The organism is Fusobacterium sp. DD2, from assembly GCF_018205345.1.
Lineage (GTDB): Bacteria > Fusobacteriota > Fusobacteriia > Fusobacteriales > Fusobacteriaceae > Fusobacterium_A.
Genome location: NZ_JADRHM010000011.1, coordinates 27,838 through 45,884 on the forward strand (window position 1 = coordinate 27,838; position 18,047 = coordinate 45,884).

Below are 18,047 nucleotides of genomic sequence, written 5' to 3' on the forward strand. Positions count from 1 at the left end.
TTTAGATATTCATTTTTTTAAAACTTCATCATCTACCCAAATAGAAAAAGAATGCTTTGGAATTCTCTCATCTTCAGGTGGTAGTTCCATGAAATTTCCATAATATTTTTCTAAATGCTCTAAGTAATTACTAGGAACCAAACATTTTATTCCTTCAAATTCAATTTCTTTTGCATCTTCATAAACACTTTTTAAAACTGTCTCTTTTTTTGCTCCTGCATCAGCATTTGGAGCTACATATTTTGCAACTTTATAATCATATTTTTTCTGATAACTTAAAATTTTTGCCTTGTATTTATAGACATCATGTAATGAAAAAAATGGTTGCAATATTGGTCCAACTAATTTTGCTATATTTGTATTTACATATTTAAAATTAGCTCTACATAACGCATGACAACTTCTTAAAAAATACATTTTTTTTAAATATAACCATTGAAAAAATCTGTTTTCTGTAATACCATCATAAATGAATATACTTATACCAAGCTTCAATTCCTCTTGTATTCTGTATTGTTTAGAAATCATCTTTGAATTATTATATGCAAATATTGGTATATATCCCCTGAATTTTTTATCTTCCTCTGGATCTATTAGTATGAACTCATTTTGTTTTTTACTCGCCATTATTTTTTTTAATCTTTCATAATCTGTACGAGTCATGCTTACATCTACGTCATCATCCCAAGGAATAAAACCTTTGTGTCTAACTGCTCCTAATAAAGTTCCTCCAAGCAAATATAATCTTATCTTATTTTCATTACAAATTTTATACATTGCTTCTAATATTTTTAAATTTATTCTTTGTAACTCTACAAGGTTATCTACTTTTTTCATAATTAATTTTACCTCTCTTATTTTCTAAATTAATATCCTAATCCCTCTATATTTTCAATAATTCTCTTCTCTAATCGCTCATTATTATCTATTGAAACAAAAGAATTATGTGGCAATATTAATACATTATCTAATTCCCATAATTCATTTTCCTCTTCCAATGGTTCTTTTTCAAAAACATCTAACATAACTTGAAGTTCAGATTTTTTCTTCAATAAATCAATTAACACTTTTTCATCTATTAATCCACCTCTAGAAACATTTATCAATATACTATCCTCTTTAAGTAAATATAAATTATCCTTATTTATAATATGATGAGTACTTTCTGTTAGTGGAACTGTCAATATTACTATATCAGCAGTTTTTAAAATCTGATTTAACATTTCTATAGAATATATTTTATCAAAATATAATTTTTCATCTTTATAAATATCTATCCCTATTATTTTACAATCAAATGATTTAAGACGTTTTGCGCATTCAATTCCTATCTGTCCACAGCCTATAATACAAATTTTTTTATCGTTTAACTCTCGTAAATTCCTTTTTTTCTCCCAGCGTTTTTCTTTCATATTTTTTATAAAAAATGGTAAATTTTTATAAAAATATAGTATTCCTAATACCACCCATTCACTAATTGGAACATCATATACGTGAGATGCCCTAAATAAAGCTATATTATTATTATTTATATAATTTAACGGCAGACGATCTAATCCTGCACTTGTAACCTGTATAAACTTTAAATTTTTAAATTTCCTAATATCATTATACTTAAAAAAATTATTACAAATAACTCCAACTATATCATTAAAATTTGAATCTATTTTTTCTAATTCATTTTTAATATAAATAATTTCAAAACCTTTCTTTTCTAATTTTTTTTTTAAATATGTAGTTAATTTAAGTGCTCCTGTTATTAATATTTTCACTGTAATCACCTCATTTATTAGTATTATTTTTATTTAAAAGCACTTTATATACTGTCATTATTACTATTTTACAATCTAAAAGAAAAGAAATATGATCTACATACCAAATATTTAATTCAATCCTTGTTGGCCAATCAATCTGTTTTCTCCCATTAACTTGTGCCCAGCCAGTAACTCCTGGTCTTAAGATAAACATTCTTTTTTGCTCATTAGAATAATCTTCATATTTATGAGGGTGATAAGTTAATGGTGGTCTAAATCCTATAAGTGACATATCACCTTTTAAAATATTTATAAACTGAGGCAACTCATCAATACTAGTATTTCTTAATATTTTGCCTACTCTTGTTATTCGTGGATCTCCTTCAAAAGAATACTGTTTAGAACCTTTATTTTCTGCTCCTTCGCACATACTTCTAAATTTATATATTTCAAATACTTTGCCATTTTTTCCTAGTCTTTTCTGTTTAAAAAAAACTGGTCCTTTAGAATCTATTTTTATAAATAAGGCAACAACTAAAAATAAAGGTAATAAAACTACCAAGCCTAAAAAAGAAACAACTATATCTATTAATCTTTTAAAAAACAACTTATACATTTTTATCTCCTGCTTTTTACTATTTCTTTTATCATGTTCTCTGTTTTTAATTTATTTTCTATGAATCTCTGCTCTTCAATTCCAGAAATTTTTTTCTCAAATTCTTTCATTTTACAAATATTCGTTGAAAATATTCTTTCTATTTCATCTATATTTTTTAGCATTTCAGTGTTACAAAAACTTCGTGATAAAATAACTCTAGTCGAACCTAATCTATAATGTTCTAATATTATATTTTCAGCTGGAAGAAGACCTTCCCCTATCTGAGCAACTCCACCAAACCCATATGGAATATTAAACTTTCTTATTTTATTACAAATCTCTTCCACTATTCCATTAGCAAGAGGTTCAAACATAAATTTCATTCCATAACTTAAATGCAAATCATTTAATCCTATATGAATTTCATCGACTGCTTTCATTGAAAGTATTTCTTCTAATATTTCAACACCTTCTTTCGTTTCAAGTAATAAAGTCGTTTTTACTCTTCCATCAACATACTCTAAAAATTTTTTAACTTCCTCTAAAGTTTTCCACATTGGCAACATTATTATATCTGCTCCATTTTTAATAACGGCATCTATTTCTCTCTGTGAATTAATATTTATTGGATTAACCCTTACTAAAAGTTCTGATTTTTTTAAAAAAGGCCTTAGTTTTTTTATGTCTTCAATCGTATGCTTTGATTTTACTGTGTTCATATTTTTTTGTCTTTCTTCTTTTCCTAGTGTCTCCAGGTCAATCCAAATTCTATCTACACCATATTTTTGTGCAATTAATGCCACTTTAGGATCATTAGTAATATACATTGTTTTCAACATTTCATTTGCTCTCCTTATTTATAGTCTGCTTCTCTATATGTAACTATAACTCTTTTCATTAATTCTTTAATTTTATCTATATCTGGATTGTTGGTTACTTTCATTAGTTCCTCGTAAAATTTTGTAATATCTGTATGTCCTTGTATTTTAGTTATAAATATCTTCTTGTTTTCTGTTTTAATCGCATTATTTACATCATAAAGAAGTTCTTCATATAGTTTCTCACCTGGTCTAAGTCCTACTATATCTATTCCTACATTAGCATTTGAAAGCTTTATCATAGATTGTGCCAGCTCATATATTTTTACAGGTTTTCCCATATCGAGAATAAATATCTCTCCACCTTCTCCAATAGATCCAGCTTCTATTACAAGTTGAGCTGCTTCTGGTATAGTCATAAAGTATCTTGTAATATCTCTATGAGTTACCGTTAAATTTTTACCCTGCTCTATCAAGTTTCTAAATATTGGTATAACTGAACCATGACTTCCAAGTACATTTCCAAATCTTACTGCCATAAATTTAGTATTTTTAGATACTCTGTTCATATGCTCTATTACAAGTTCACATGCTCTTTTGCTTGCTCCCATAAGGTTAGTAGGATTTACTGCCTTGTCAGTAGATATTAGTACCATTCTTTGGACTCCATATTTATCAGCGCACTCTGCTACATTTTTAGTTCCAAATATATTATTTTTAATAGCCTCTTCTGGATTATGTTCCATCAGAGGTACATGTTTATGAGCTGCTGCGTGGAACACTATATTTGGTTTATACTTATTAAATAAAAACTCCAGTTTATCTTTCTCTCTGATATTACATATCTCAGATACATAATTAAGATTTGGATAAAGTCTATGTAGTTCCAATTCTAAGAAATATATGTCATTTTCATTTACATCTATTGCTACAAGCTGTCTTGGATTAAATTTAGCTATCTGTCTTGCTAACTCTGATCCTATGCTTCCAGCTCCACCTGTCACAAATATAGTTTTTCCTTCTATTAGGGATCTAATGTTTGAATCATTTATACTTATTTCATCTCTTCCTAAAAGATCTTCTATCTTTACACTTCTAAGTTGAGTAGCTAGTTCTCTATCTTCAAGTATTTCAGGTATTCCTGATACTGTTTTAATCTTAATATTCTCAATACCCTGAATTTTTTCTACTATACTTCTAATCTGCTCTCCTTTAATTGATGGAAGAGCAAGTAAAATCTCATCTATCTTTTCATTCTCAATTATCTTCTGTATTGCTTTCATTGTTCCCAGTACTTTTACCTTATAAATCTCTGTTCCAACCTTTTTAAAGTCATCATCTATAAACCCTACTATCTTGTATGGAAAAGTAGGACTTGTAAATGATTCTCTTGCAAGTATTGCTCCTGCCTCTCCAGCTCCATATATAAGGGCTCTTTTTATTACTTTTCCCTTTCTTTTAGTTCCAGCATAGTATCTATTTAATCTAAATAAATATCTTCCGAAAAGCTGTAATGAAACAGAGATAAGCATAATCATAAAAAGTATAACCCATGGATATGATCCTGTTTTTTGAAACAAGACAAAAATAGTGAAAACAGCTGCAGTAAATATATTTAGGCACAACAAATTAAATACGTCTAATATATTCGTATAACTCCAACTCTTTTCACTAATCTTCTTAAATACATACCCTAATAAGAATATGCTTAAATATATAAAGAAATAATCTTTTTTAATATATTTCATCCAATCTGTATCATACTTCATCATAAACGAAAGTACTATTGCTGCACAAACACTTCCTGTATCAAGTAAAAGCTTTACTCCACCTCTTATGTTCACAAGTGATGGATTATATCTCTCCTCTTTATCCATATGTAATTTTTTAAATAATCTTTGTATCACTATCTGAAAAATAGAAAAAAGTAAAAAAGCTACAAAAATATACGGATTCTTATAGAAAAAAAGAAATATTAAAAATATCACTGCATTTACATACACCGATTTATACTTAGCTTTTTTATTAAAATTCAGATTATCTGTTAAATAGTAAAAGAAAAGAAGAATGGCAAAAAGTCCATACATGGCAGTATTAATACTTAAATCTACCATATGAAACACTGTTCTATATACAATAAATAATAAAATTACATAAACTATTTCAAATTTCATCAGTTGTTACTCCCCATTTTTTAGTTTTCCTCTTACATTTTACTATATTTACCATAAATGTCAATCAATATATTATTACAAAACCTTTAATTTTAGCTAAAACTCACAATATTTTTGCACTAAATATCCTATAAGTTTTTTTACCACCATTGATTACTAACACACCACCTTATTTCCACTGACAAAAGATGTCTCAGGTCATAGCCTTGTTCCACTTCCTCCACCTAATATAATTCCTTTTATTTCTCATTTCATTTTTAATTTGTATTTTATTATATAACAAAATATAAAATGTTTGTAAATTAAAAGATGATTATTTTCTAATAAAAATATAGTTTCCAGATAAACCTTGCTTATTTTACCTCATAAATATAAATTATTTTGGTATTTTTTTATTACATGTTATAATGAAGCTTATTAATACTTACTTATGTATTTACTAAAATATCTACAAATATTTTAAAGAGGAGGGAGTTTATGTTTTTTGACTTACATATTCACTCCAAAGCAAGTGAATATAAAGAAGATAAAGAAGTCATAAAAAATTCTACAATAGAAAATATAGATGTGCTTTTAGAAAAATTAAATGAGTATAATGTAGGATTATTTTCTATTACAGACCATAACAGATTCGATAATGAATTATATAAACAATTAGATATTCAAATAAAAACTAATAAATATCCAAACGTAAAAGGATTGGTTGCTGGAATAGAATTTGATGTTTCATTAGATGATAAGATGAAGAGTTGTCATATCATCGCAATTTTTGATGCAAAAAATAAAGAAGATAACTATAAAAAAATTAACGATGTTCTCAATAAAAATTTATTAAAACAACAAGATGAAGCATATAAGAAAGATCAATTTGAAGCAATATTGAAAGAAATTGGACTTAACGTTATTTTAATTGCCTGTCAAAGAAATAACTTAGATCAACATGATGGTAGACATAATTCTTTAAGTGAATCTACTGAAGAACCTAAAGAATTTATTAAAACTAAATATATAAGCGCTCTAGAATTTCAAAAACCCGCTGTAGAAGGAATTCTAAAAAATAATTTAAAAACTATACCTGTTCAAATTGGGTTAGTAACAGGAAGTGATTGTCATGAATGGACTGAGTACCCAAATCATAGCAAAGACAAGAAAAATGATAATTTTCATCATTCATCTGCTAAAATTTTGCCAACTTTCAAAGGATTATTAATGGCAATTACATCTCCTGAAACACGAATTAATCAACCATCTAATAAAAATACCAAGTACATCGAACACTTCAATATACAAGGTAAAAAAATTAAACTAGCAACTGGAATCAATGCTATAATTGGTGAAAATGGTTCTGGTAAATCCACTTTATTAAATCTACTAAATGATACTAATTCTTCACCAAAATATATAAAAGATTTAATTAAGACCAACCAATTGGTATGTGAAAATCAATATCCAGGAAAAAAATTATTTATTGGACAAGGAGATATTGTCACAAAATTTCAAAACTCTGAACTATTTCCTAAAACACAATTTAAACAAATACAACACGAAAATTTTCGCTCTATGTATAAGGATTACGCAAGCAAAATATACAAATATATTCAACAAAAAATAGACCAAAATGAAGCAACACAAAATTTAAAACAAAAAAAATTAGCATATAATAGCTTAATTGAGGAATCAACTTATTTTATACAAATCATTTGTGATAAAAATTATGATAATATTGACAATCCACACGCTGAACCAGCAAATAAATTATCTAACATTTTTAATGCTTTAAAACTACTGTTAGAAGATCAATATTTTCAACAAGATAAAGAAGAAATTGAAAAAGCTATTCACATTTTAAATCCCCTTTTAGAAAAAATAAAAACTAAATCAGAAAAAGTAGATATAGAAAAAAACATTAAAAATACAATATCATCTCAAATAGCAAATTATAGTCTTAGCACCACTGCAGCTGCGTCAACAAGAGACAACCAGCAACAAGATTATACTCAAGAAATAATGGAATTTATTAATAATATTGTTAGTACAATAGTAAAAACAACTACAAATCCAGTTTTTCCAACATGTCCTCCAAAAATATCTGGTTTCACAGAAAATAAATTACACGGATTTAGTTTTAATTCTGAAGCTTACTATCATGACAAAAATGTTCACGATGAGTTTTTAGCTCAAATGTTTAATAAAAATTATTCAAATTTAAAAAAATTACAATCAATAACTACTAATGAAGAGTTTGTTTCTGCAGTAACAGGCTGTACATCTGTAAATAAATTAAGCGACATCTATAATAATAATTTAGAAAAATTTTTGAATAATATGTGTAAAGAACAAAACTTTATTATAGATGTGTCTAGTGAAAATAAAACTCTTGGTAGTACTCTCGGTGAACAATCCTTAGCATATTTTAAATACATTACAAAACATGAAAATGAAAAATGTATTTTTTTAATTGACCAACCAGAAGATCACATTTCTAATAATAATATTAGTAAAAATCTTATAAAATATTTAAATTCAATTAGATATAATAAACAAATTATAATTGTAACACATAACCCATTACTTGTTGTAAATCAAGATGTTGATCAACTTATTTTTGTAAAGAACAATAATAACAAAATAACAATTACTGCTGGATGTTTAGAGTTAGAAGATGATGAAACTAACATATTAGACATAGTTGCCCATAACATGGACGGTGGAAAAGATTCTATAGAAAAGAGGTTAAGAGTTTATGGATAAAAAAATCATACTTGAAATGCAAGAAAATAAAAATATCGAAATCACTGTTAATGGTGAAATAAAGTTAACAATAGAAAAAAAAGAAAGAACAATTAAGGCAGACGACATCTATATGTTATTAGATCATTCCCCTGGTGATAAGTATTCAATAGAAATTGTAAATAAAAAAGGCATTGATAAACCAGTCATTGAATTTTTTAGCGACTTATTAAATGATATTACAGAACAACTGCCTTAAAGAAAATGTTTTAATTTTTGATGATTTATTTGATTCTGGTGCTACACTAACCGCAGTGTGTAATGAATTTAAAAACAAAAAATAAAAAAATGTCTGAAGAGGCTGATGTAGGTTTTATGATTTGGAATAAACTAAGCGAGGGAACTCTAAATAATATGGTAAATATGCTAGTTCAAAAGAAAAATGTTTGCTTATTCCTTCATCATGAAAACCAAGTGGTAATATTAAATAATAGCAATAAAGGCTGTTGGAAACCAACAGCCTTTAAAATCTATATAATACTTTTTATTTCATCACTTACAACTCTTGTTAAAGGTTTCTTATTAACAGTGGTAATTAAACCAAGATCAGTTAAGTTATTTAAATATTTTCGTAAAGTTCTAACTGACTTCATTCCTTCTATATATCTTAACAATTCCTCATCAGTCAATGGATTTTGTTTAGCAAAGATATAGTTTTGCATATAAATATATAGTGCATCTGCTTCAATTTCATCAAGATTTTTTTCTTTTTTCAATTTTTTTAAATAATCCTTTGCATAATCAAGTTGCAGCCTTTTATCTTTCAGCATCTCAATTATACTTTCCTGACCATTGAGAATAAACTCCAACATACCAAGAACAAAAAATGTCAATTCTCCCTTATTACGTGGAGATGATGTTTCTTTAAAAAGATTTGAATATTTATTTTTATCTCCAAAAATACTGTAAGAGAGTGAAAGACCTGTAAATATATCAATTTTACGTGCTAAATACATTGAAAATAGAAATCTTCCAAATCTTCCATTTCCATCATAAAAAGGGTGAATATATTCAAAATAGTAATGAACTATAGATGCCTTTATAAGAGATGGAACATCTTTTCTATTCATAAATTCTATAAGTTCTTCTAAATGCTTTATAATAAGTTCTTCTGAGGAATCACCAGTATGGACATTACTCATACCACTGTGTATATATACTCCTTCTTTTCTAAATAGCTTTCCATCCAGCTCATTTTCTGGATTTTTTAATATATCCTCTGCAAAAATATCGTCATACATCTTTCTTACTTCTTCTGGAAAATCAATTGTTTCTATATTCCCTTTAGTAATCTGAATATATTTATTTACTATTCCAGAAAATCTAGTAGTCTTACGAGATGTCATACTTTCATATATATCTTTTTTAGTGGAGTGAACCCCTTCAAGCCCATTTGTCTTTACGATCTCATTTGACATAATATCAATAATGCAAGCCTGGTGTGCAGCATTTGGCAACTTACTGCTGATTTCCATAATCTTTTTACTATTTAAAAATATTTTTTCCTGTTTCATTAAAAGTTCACTTACAGGAAGACAAAAAAGCTTATACTCCTCCTGAGTCACTTTATTCCCCTTTAATACAGGATAAATTTTTAATTCGGTATTATATGCACATGGATTATTGATTCTAAGAGCATATTCCTTATCTATATCCTGCTTTTTATAGTATAACTTTTCGAGAGCTTCATACTTTGTCATACTGCTGCACCTCCTGTTTTTTTACATATTCTATATATAAATTATATATCATAATGTAAAAAAGTCAATTTTTTTACACATTAATTAGTATTTTTATTATAATAATGTATAATTATTGCTTTTTATACATTATTATTCCAAATATTGACTTTTATTTGTAAAAAAAATCAGAGCAACATACATCACTCTGATTTTAATCTATATTCTTCTATCTATAATTCCACCTTGTAAAACTCTTTATACCACTGAGCAAACTTTCTTAGTCCTGTTCTCAGATCTGTTTGTGGTTTAAATCCAAAGTCACGTTCAAGGGCACTTGTATCAGCATAAGTTACAGGTACATCTCCTGGTTGCATAGGTACAAGCTTTTTATGAGCTTCAAAGTCATAATCATGAGGTAATACCTCTGCTCTTACCAGTTCTTCCTGAAGGATTGTCACAAAATCAAGCAGGTTTTCAGGACTGCTGTTTCCTATGTTATACACTGAGTATGGAGGTATTGGAAGTCCATCTTCTCCATTTTTTCTAACTGGTGCACTTTGCATTATACGTTTTATTCCCTCTACTATATCATCTACATATGTAAAGTCACGTTTACAGTTACCATAGTTAAATATCTGGATATTTTCTCCCTTTATGAGCTTATTAGTAAATCCAAAATATGCCATATCTGGACGTCCTGCAGGACCATACACTGTAAAGAATCTAAGTCCTGTTGATGGGATATTATATAGTTTTGAATAAGCATGTGCCATTAGCTCATTGCTCTTTTTAGTAGCTGCATACAGTGATACTGGATTGTCCACCTTGTCATCTGTTGAATAAGGTACTTTCTTATTAGTTCCATATACAGATGATGAAGATGCATATACAAGATGCTCTACACCTTTCCCATCATCATATGAGTGTCTGCAAGCCTCTAGAATATTATAGAACCCAATTATATTAGCCTCTATATAGGCATCTGGATTGGATATAGAGTAACGTACTCCTGCCTGAGCAGCAAGGTTTACCACTACCTGAGGTTTAAACTCCTCAAATATCTTATCAATTAAATCTCTATCTGCTATGCTTCCCTTTACAAATTTCCAAGTTGAATCTTTATGATTTGCTGCTTCTTTTTGGATCTCTTCCAATCTCCACTCTTTTATTCTCACATCATAGTAGTCATTAACACTGTCTATTCCTATGATATTTACGGATTTCTGAGTTTTTAAAAGTTCCAGTACAAGATTTGATCCAATAAATCCTGCAGCTCCTGTAACTAATATATTTTTCCCCTCTAAGTTAATATTTTTATCTAACATATTATCCACTCCTTTGGATTAGTCTCTTCTAAACAAATCTCTTGAATATACCTTCTCTTGAACGTCATCAAGGCAACTATCATATCTGTTAGCTATTATACTTTGGCTAAGCTCTTTAAATTTAGCAAGGTCATTTACCACTTCACTTCCAAAGAATGTAGTACCATCTTCAAGTGTTGGTTCATAGATAATTACTCTTGCACCTTTAGCCTTTACTCTTTTCATTACTCCCTGAATAGATGATTGACGGAAGTTATCTGAATTGGATTTCATAGTAAGACGATATACTCCTATTACTACCTCTTTTTCCTTAGACTCACACCATGTACTGTTTGGTCCATATCCTCCAGAAAGCTCTAATACACGGTTAGCTATAAAGTCCTTTCTGGTTCTATTTGATTCAACTATTGCTGACATCATGTTTTGTGGTACATTGTCATAGTTAGCAAGAAGCTGTTTTGTATCCTTTGGAAGACAGTATCCACCATAACCAAATGATGGGTTATTGTAGTGAGAACCTATTCTTGGGTCAAGGCATACTCCATTTATGATGTCTACAGTGTTTAATCCCTTCATTTCAGCATATGTATCAAGCTCATTGAAGTAACTTACCCTTAAAGCAAGATATGTGTTTGCAAATAGTTTTACAGCCTCTGCTTCAGTAAATCCCATAAACAGTGTATCTATATTCTCTTTTATTGCTCCTTCCTGAAGAAGTGCTGCAAATGTATGAGCTGCTTTTACTATTTTTTCATCTTTTTTGTCCATTGATACTATAATACGTGATGGATAAAGGTTATCATAAAGTGCCTTTGATTCACGTAAAAACTCTGGACTGAATATTATATTTTGTGTTCCATATTTTTCTCTTACTGACTCTGTATAACCTACTGGAATAGTAGATTTGATAATCATTATTGCATCTTTATTTACTTTTAATACCTCTTCTATTACAGATTCTACTGCTGAAGTATCAAAGTAGTTTCTCTTTGGATCATAGTTAGTAGGTGCTGCAATTACTACAAAGTCTGCATTTTTGTATGCTGATGCACCATCTAATGTTGCTACAAGATCTAATTCTTTTGTAGCTAGATACTCCTCTATATAGTCGTCCTGAATAGGAGATTTTTTACTGTTTATCATCTCTACCTTTTCAGGAATAATATCTACTGCTGTAACGTGATTATTTTGAGCAAGCAATACTGCAAGTGAAAGCCCAACATATCCTGTTCCTGCCACAGCTATATTAAGCGGTGAACATTTCTCAAACTGTGGTCCTTTTACCTCTTCTACAAATAAAGATACAGGTTCAAATCCAAGTACCTCTCCTAAGCTTTCTAACTGCTGAATAGATGGAACATAATCTCCAGTCTCAAGTCTGCTTAGGATTCCTCTATTCATTCCTGTTCTATCTGCAACTTCCTGTTGTGTAAGTTTCTTTTCTTTTCTTTTTTCTACTACTATTTTCCTCAAAAGTGCTTCAGACAATTTTTTCATTAAATTTCATCTCTTTCCCCTTGTGATATTTTAAATAACATAATTTTTATATTCTCCTGATATTAATAAATATTTTTATTATTTTGACGTCTTAAATGTCACAAAAGTTTAATTATCTTTTAAAATAAATCTTTCTTTCCATCTGTTCACAGTAGTTAACATTACTTCTGTTACAAAATCTGTGCAAGTGACTTATCATATATAAAAGGAAACAGATATAAAGGAGGAGCTATGGCTATTTTAAAAATAAAAAAGAGAAAAGATCTATTTGTACAAATTGACAAGAAAACTTTGGAGGATAAAAATCTATCATTTAAGGCTACTGGACTTTTAGCATATCTAATGGGAAGACCTGAAGACTGGAAGATAATACCATCTCACCTGGAAAAGTGTAAAACTGACGGATTAAGCTCTATTAAAAGTGCTCTGTTAGAATTAAGAAGAAATGATTACTGCCACTATTTCGAAGTTAGAGAAAAAGGTATCATCAAAGAAACCTTCTACTATGTTTTTGAAATTCCCACTCCTTACAGTGATGATATGTTAATGGAAATACTTGAACATTTTAAAGATACATCTGAACCTGTTACAGTAAATTATAAAGCTGCAAAAACAAAATCAGAAAATACAACTCCAGAAATAAAAGAACAAGATAATGAAGTTAAACCTGAGAATCAATTTTCATCACAACCAGAAATTGAAAAACCATTAGTGGATAATCCGTTAGCGGATAAACCGTTAGCAGAAAAACCGCTAACGGAAAATCACCCACTACTAATAATAGATAGTACTAATAACAGAGTTAGTAATAAAAGAGATACTAAAGAAAGAATTACTAATAACAGAACTACTACTAAAGAAACTAATAAAGAAAGTAGTAGTAGCCTTTATAGTTTTCTTGATGAAGATAAATACCCTAGAATTAATGAGGCAACTATCAAAAATATCAGAAATAATATTCAAGATTTAACTGAAGATAGATTTAAAACTTTGTACCTTTTGACTGAGGAGTATGTCCTGTCTGGTAAAGGGAATAATTTTAATGCTATTTTATACAAAGCTCTTAAAAATGAGTGGAGTTTTAAAGCACCAGTACGTAAAGAAACAGAAAGTGTTCTAAGTGAAGATAAGAGAAAATGGCTATCTAGATACAGTGGAATTACTACCAACAAGACCCTTAAAAAAGAGATAGAAGGTATAATCTGTGAGATTCCTATTGAAGAGCTTCGTAAAAATAGAAGTGTTCTTTCTTCTATGGATACTTTCCAGTTTAAGATGTTTTTAATTTCTCTTAAATCTAGATGCAGAGCTACGAGAGGGTAAAAGAAAAAAGGCTGTATAAGCCTATAAAATTATAGAATTATAACAGCCTCATTTTATCTTATTTATCTACGTTTTTTACCCAATCCTGATTATTCAGATACCATCTGATAGTAAGCTCTATTCCCTTTTCAAATGGTGTCTCAGGATACCAGCCAAGTTCTGTTGCTATTTTAGTTGGGTCTATTGCATATCTTGCATCATGACCTAATCTGTCCTGAACATACTCTATAAGGTCATAACTGATGTTTTGGATATCAGTTTGAAGAGTCTTTTGATATTCAGGTTCCGTAGTCATTATTCTTGCTATGGTATCTATGGTGAGTTTAACTATATTAATATTTTTTTCTTCATTAAAACCACCTATATTATAGACTTCTCCAACTTGTCCATTATTGATTACCATATCTACTGCTTTATTATGGTCTCTTACATAAAGCCAGTCTCTTACATTGGCTCCATCTCCGTAAACTGGAAGTTTCTTACCAGCAAGAATATTTTTAATGATAAGAGGTATCAGTTTTTCTGGGTACTGATATGGTCCATAGTTGTTAGAGCATCTTGTGATGTTAACAGGTAGTTTGTAAGTATGATAATATGCCATAACTATCATATCAGCTGATGCTTTTGATGCTGAGTATGGTGATCTTGGATCCAGTGGAGTTGTTTCAACAAAGAAATCATCTCCATAAGTTTGTAGATTTTTTCTTCCTTCTACCACTTTTTTTACTTTTTCATCTAAAATCAGCTCTACAGCTTCACTGTAATCTCTTTTTAAAGAGCCATAAACCTCATCAGTAGATATCTGAAGATACTTTTTCCCCTCTCTGTAGACAGGATACCCTTTATCATCATATCCTGTTGTCCAGAATTTTTTAGCCACATCAAGAAGATTTTGTGTTCCTAAAATATTAGTTTCTAAAAACACTCTAGGTCCTGTGATACTTCTATCTACATGAGATTCTGCAGCAAAGTTAACTACATAATCTATATCATATCTTGTAAATATATCCTCTACAAGCTCTTTATTCGCTATATCTCCATGTACAAAATCTATCTTATGTTCATCTATCTCTTTTTGTATATTTTCTTTATTTCCAGCATATGTAAGCTTATCAAGGACTACTATCTCAATATCTTCGCATTTCTCAAGCATATATTTTACAAAGTTAGTCCCTATAAAGCCTGCTCCTCCTGTTACTAAATAAGTTTTCATCTATATCTCCTCACTGATATCAACCAGGTATTTTCCATAATCTGATTTCAGAAGTGGTTTAGCAAGAGTCAAAAGTCTCTCTTTAGTTATCCAACCATTTCTATAGGCAATCTCCTCTATACAGGCAACATAGTTCCCCTGTCTTTCCTGGATTGTTTCTATAAAGTTGGAAGCCTGCAGAAGATTCTTATGAGTTCCTGTATCAAGCCATGCAAATCCTCTTCCTAAAAGATTTACTTTTAGACTTTTCTCCTCCAGATACATCCTATTTATATCTGTAATCTCAAGTTCTCCTCTTCCACTTGGTCTGACTTTTTTAGCTTTTTCAACTACTGTATTATCATAAAAATAGAGTCCAGGTATTGCAAATTTAGATTTTGGATTTTGAGGTTTTTCCTCAATTGATAGTACATTCATATCCTTATCAAATTCAACAACACCATAATCATTGGCATTTTTTACTGCATAGCCAAAAATCTGAGCTCCTTTTGTTAAACTTGCTGATTTTCTAAGAAGAGCTGTAAAAGATTGTCCAAAGAATATATTATCTCCAAGAATAAGTGCAACACTTTCATTTCCAATAAACTCTTCTCCAATTAGAAAAGCCTCAGCAAGTCCATTTGGTTCTTCCTGAATAGCATATTCTATACTCATTCCTATATCACTGCCATTCTCTAAAAGCTCTTCAAAACACTTAATATCTCTAGGTGTAGAGATTATTAGTATCTCTCTTATTCCAGCCAGCATAAGTACTGATAAAGGATAATATATCATGGGTTTATCATATATTGGAAGTATCTGCTTTGATACACTTCTTGTAAGAGGATATAGCCTTGTTCCACTTCCTCCAGCTAATATAATTCCTTTCATCTCTTCTTCTCCTTTACTTATCTCGAAATCGTTCGAAAACTTTTTTCCCGCCTATGTTTCGTAAAATAGTGAATATTCGAAACCGTTCGAAAACTTTTTTCCCGCCTATGTTTCGTAAAATAGTGAATATTCGAAACCGTTCGAAAACTTTTTTCCCGCTTATATTTCGTAAAATAATGAATATTCGAAACCGTTCGAAAACTTTTTTCCCGCTTATATTTCGTAATATAGTGAATATTCGAAACCGTTCGAAAACTTTTTTCCCGCTTATATTTCGTAATATAGTGAATATTCGAAACCGTTCGAAAACTTTTTTCCCGCTTACGTTTCGTAAAATAGTGAATATTCGAAACCGTTCGAAAACTTTTTTCCCGCTTACGTTTCGTAAAATAGTGAATATTCGAAACCGTTCGAAAACTTTTTATTTTGCCCAAAATGGAATATAAGTTTTATTAGGTCCTGTTTTAATTATTCCTATTTTTTTTGCCTTTCTTATTAAATTTGTTATCTTATCCACAGATGATTTAGTATCATCAAGTAAAAATCTAGCTCTTAATGAAGAATTTGACATATAATCTTCTATAGAGTATCTATAACAGCAATGATAAAATAATATATTAATCTTATCATCATCTTCCATTTGTTGAAAACCTTTTTCTTTGAACAATTTTACATTTACATACTCATCTGTCATTATAAATTTTGGAGTAAATAAATTATTTTTTTCAGAAATTTCAACGATTCTGTCAATTCCGCTTCCCAATTCTTCACATAATTTTAATTGTCTCATATAATAAGCTAATTTTTGATTTCGACTCTTATTACAATCATAGAATCTTAAAATATCTATCACTGCTTTTCCTGGATTTGTAATTTCTAGTCGATTATCATAAACTTCTATTTTTATTTCAGAACCAGTAATACTTAAATCTTGATGAATAATTGCATTTGCAATCAATTCTCTGACTATTGAACTGTCATAATATTCAAATGTTGTCATACGACCATCTACAGAACGCTGCTCTCTAGGTAAAAAATCTTTCAAGTATCTAATCATTCCCTCGAATCCTACAGCATATCCCTTTCTCCCTTGGATTTGCTCTTTTATTGAAGTTTTTGTCAATCCATTATAGATTATAACTCTTACACCTTTTCTTCCTAAATTTAATTTTTTTAAATCCTTTGCTAAAAGCAATGCCCCTAAACCTGTTATGTGATATTTATTGTCTGCTTGTACTATAAATCCATCATTTTCCATTTCATTTAAAATTTCTATAAAATCTAAATCTTTCTTACAATGTTTCATACGAAAATAAACTGAAATATCTAATAAATCATATATGTCTTTTGGAGTTAAATTTTTCTTTACTATGTTCGCTTCATAATTAAATCCACTTGCTTTTTGCCATAACTTTTTAGCTTTTTCTGGATAATCTCTTATATTTTTATTATTAGATCCTATTCTAATATATATTTCTTTTTTAAAACTTACTGGCGTGTGACTAGCACAATTTATTTTAATCACTGATACTGTTTTATTATTTATTTTTTCATCATCGAAAAATTCAAAATCAATAGTTGGAGACAACAAACTTGTAATGTACATCTTTCCTTCTTGATTTCCCTTTTTGTAACTTGATAAACGCTTCTGTGTTCCTACTACTTCCCAAGTAGTATCTTTTATTCCAAAAATTATATATCCGTATTCCTTGTCATCCATCAAGCAACTATTAGCAATAGCAGCAATAGTCTGTCCCATTTTATCTAATTCTAACTCATGTTCTTTGACTTCTATCCAACCTGTTTCTGAGTCATTCTCTTTTAAATAATTATAAACAATTTCTAATTCTTCCTTAGTAAGCGTCATCTTTTCTCCTTTACTTCATAGTTTCTTACATTATTAATTAAATTCTTTACTCATTTTATTTACAAGTTTTACTATTTTATCCTCAATTTTTATATTTTCCACATACTCCATTATACCTTAAGTTCATCAATAATTA

The 18,047-nt window shown here is 29.1% G+C and carries 14 protein-coding genes; 3 read left to right on the top strand and 11 right to left on the bottom strand.

Going from position 1 to position 18,047, the window contains the following annotated elements; genetic code table 11:
- Positions 1 to 9 precede the first annotated feature (9 nt).
- Genes IX290_RS02950 through IX290_RS02970 form a run of 5 tightly spaced genes read right to left on the bottom strand, consistent with a single transcriptional unit; the run spans position 10 to position 5,344 of the window.
- The gene (locus IX290_RS02950; protein ID WP_211491715.1) at positions 10 to 837 is read right to left on the bottom strand and encodes a LicD family protein; all 828 of its coding nucleotides are present in this window, start codon (positions 835 to 837) and stop codon (positions 10 to 12) included.
- Positions 838 to 866: 29 nt separating this feature from the next.
- Positions 867 to 1,772 carry an NAD(P)-dependent oxidoreductase gene (locus IX290_RS02955; RefSeq protein WP_211491716.1) on the bottom strand — a complete coding sequence of 302 codons (906 nt, stop codon included), beginning with the start codon at positions 1,770 to 1,772 and terminating at the stop codon, positions 867 to 869.
- A gap of 10 nt (positions 1,773 to 1,782) precedes the next feature.
- Positions 1,783 to 2,370 (bottom strand): sugar transferase, encoded by a 588-nt coding sequence (locus IX290_RS02960; protein WP_211491717.1) that lies wholly within the window; start codon positions 2,368 to 2,370, stop codon positions 1,783 to 1,785.
- A gap of 2 nt (positions 2,371 to 2,372) precedes the next feature.
- The gene (locus IX290_RS02965) at positions 2,373 to 3,191 is read right to left on the bottom strand and encodes an aldolase/citrate lyase family protein (RefSeq protein WP_249168821.1); all 819 of its coding nucleotides are present in this window, start codon (positions 3,189 to 3,191) and stop codon (positions 2,373 to 2,375) included.
- A gap of 14 nt (positions 3,192 to 3,205) precedes the next feature.
- Complete coding sequence (locus IX290_RS02970; RefSeq protein WP_211491718.1) at positions 3,206 to 5,344, bottom strand: nucleoside-diphosphate sugar epimerase/dehydratase; 2,139 nt, start codon at positions 5,342 to 5,344, stop codon at positions 3,206 to 3,208.
- A 477-nt stretch (positions 5,345 to 5,821) separates the two neighbouring features.
- Here IX290_RS02970 and IX290_RS02975 point away from each other — a divergent pair, with 477 nt between their 5' ends.
- Both IX290_RS02975 and IX290_RS02980 read left to right on the top strand, forming a co-directional pair.
- Positions 5,822 to 8,095 (top strand): ATP-binding cassette domain-containing protein, encoded by a 2,274-nt coding sequence (locus tag IX290_RS02975; protein ID WP_211491719.1) that lies wholly within the window; start codon positions 5,822 to 5,824, stop codon positions 8,093 to 8,095.
- Positions 8,088 to 8,333 carry a hypothetical protein gene (locus IX290_RS02980; RefSeq protein ID WP_211491720.1) on the top strand — a complete coding sequence of 82 codons (246 nt, stop codon included), beginning with the start codon at positions 8,088 to 8,090 and terminating at the stop codon, positions 8,331 to 8,333. Before IX290_RS02975 ends, IX290_RS02980 begins: the two co-directional genes overlap by 8 nt.
- Before the next feature lie 271 nt (positions 8,334 to 8,604).
- Here IX290_RS02980 and IX290_RS02985 read toward each other — a convergent pair whose 3' ends face one another.
- The 3 genes from IX290_RS02985 to IX290_RS02995 all read right to left on the bottom strand — a co-directional run bounded on the left by IX290_RS02985 (position 8,605) and on the right by IX290_RS02995 (position 12,638).
- The gene (locus tag IX290_RS02985; RefSeq protein ID WP_211491721.1) at positions 8,605 to 9,834 is read right to left on the bottom strand and encodes a Fic family protein; all 1,230 of its coding nucleotides are present in this window, start codon (positions 9,832 to 9,834) and stop codon (positions 8,605 to 8,607) included.
- Between the two features lie 212 nt (positions 9,835 to 10,046).
- Positions 10,047 to 11,141, bottom strand: a complete 1,095-nt coding sequence (locus IX290_RS02990; protein ID WP_211491722.1) for a GDP-mannose 4,6-dehydratase — start codon at positions 11,139 to 11,141, stop codon at positions 10,047 to 10,049.
- Positions 11,142 to 11,159: 18 nt separating this feature from the next.
- Entirely contained in the window at positions 11,160 to 12,638 is a 1,479-nt protein-coding gene (locus tag IX290_RS02995; RefSeq protein WP_249168822.1) for a nucleotide sugar dehydrogenase, read from the bottom strand.
- A 231-nt stretch (positions 12,639 to 12,869) separates the two neighbouring features.
- Here IX290_RS02995 and IX290_RS11605 point away from each other — a divergent pair, with 231 nt between their 5' ends.
- Complete coding sequence (locus tag IX290_RS11605) at positions 12,870 to 13,961, top strand: hypothetical protein (protein ID WP_249168823.1); 1,092 nt, start codon at positions 12,870 to 12,872, stop codon at positions 13,959 to 13,961.
- A gap of 58 nt (positions 13,962 to 14,019) precedes the next feature.
- Here IX290_RS11605 and IX290_RS03005 read toward each other — a convergent pair whose 3' ends face one another.
- The 3 genes from IX290_RS03005 to IX290_RS03015 all read right to left on the bottom strand — a co-directional run bounded on the left by IX290_RS03005 (position 14,020) and on the right by IX290_RS03015 (position 17,911).
- Positions 14,020 to 15,174 carry a dTDP-glucose 4,6-dehydratase gene (locus IX290_RS03005; protein WP_211491723.1) on the bottom strand — a complete coding sequence of 385 codons (1,155 nt, stop codon included), beginning with the start codon at positions 15,172 to 15,174 and terminating at the stop codon, positions 14,020 to 14,022.
- On the bottom strand, positions 15,175 to 16,044 hold the full coding sequence (rfbA, locus tag IX290_RS03010) for a glucose-1-phosphate thymidylyltransferase RfbA (protein ID WP_211491724.1): 870 nt from the start codon (positions 16,042 to 16,044) through the stop codon (positions 15,175 to 15,177). It lies immediately after the preceding gene.
- Positions 16,045 to 16,465: 421 nt separating this feature from the next.
- Positions 16,466 to 17,911 carry an ATP-binding protein gene (locus IX290_RS03015; protein WP_211491725.1) on the bottom strand — a complete coding sequence of 482 codons (1,446 nt, stop codon included), beginning with the start codon at positions 17,909 to 17,911 and terminating at the stop codon, positions 16,466 to 16,468.
- Positions 17,912 to 18,047 lie beyond the last annotated feature (136 nt).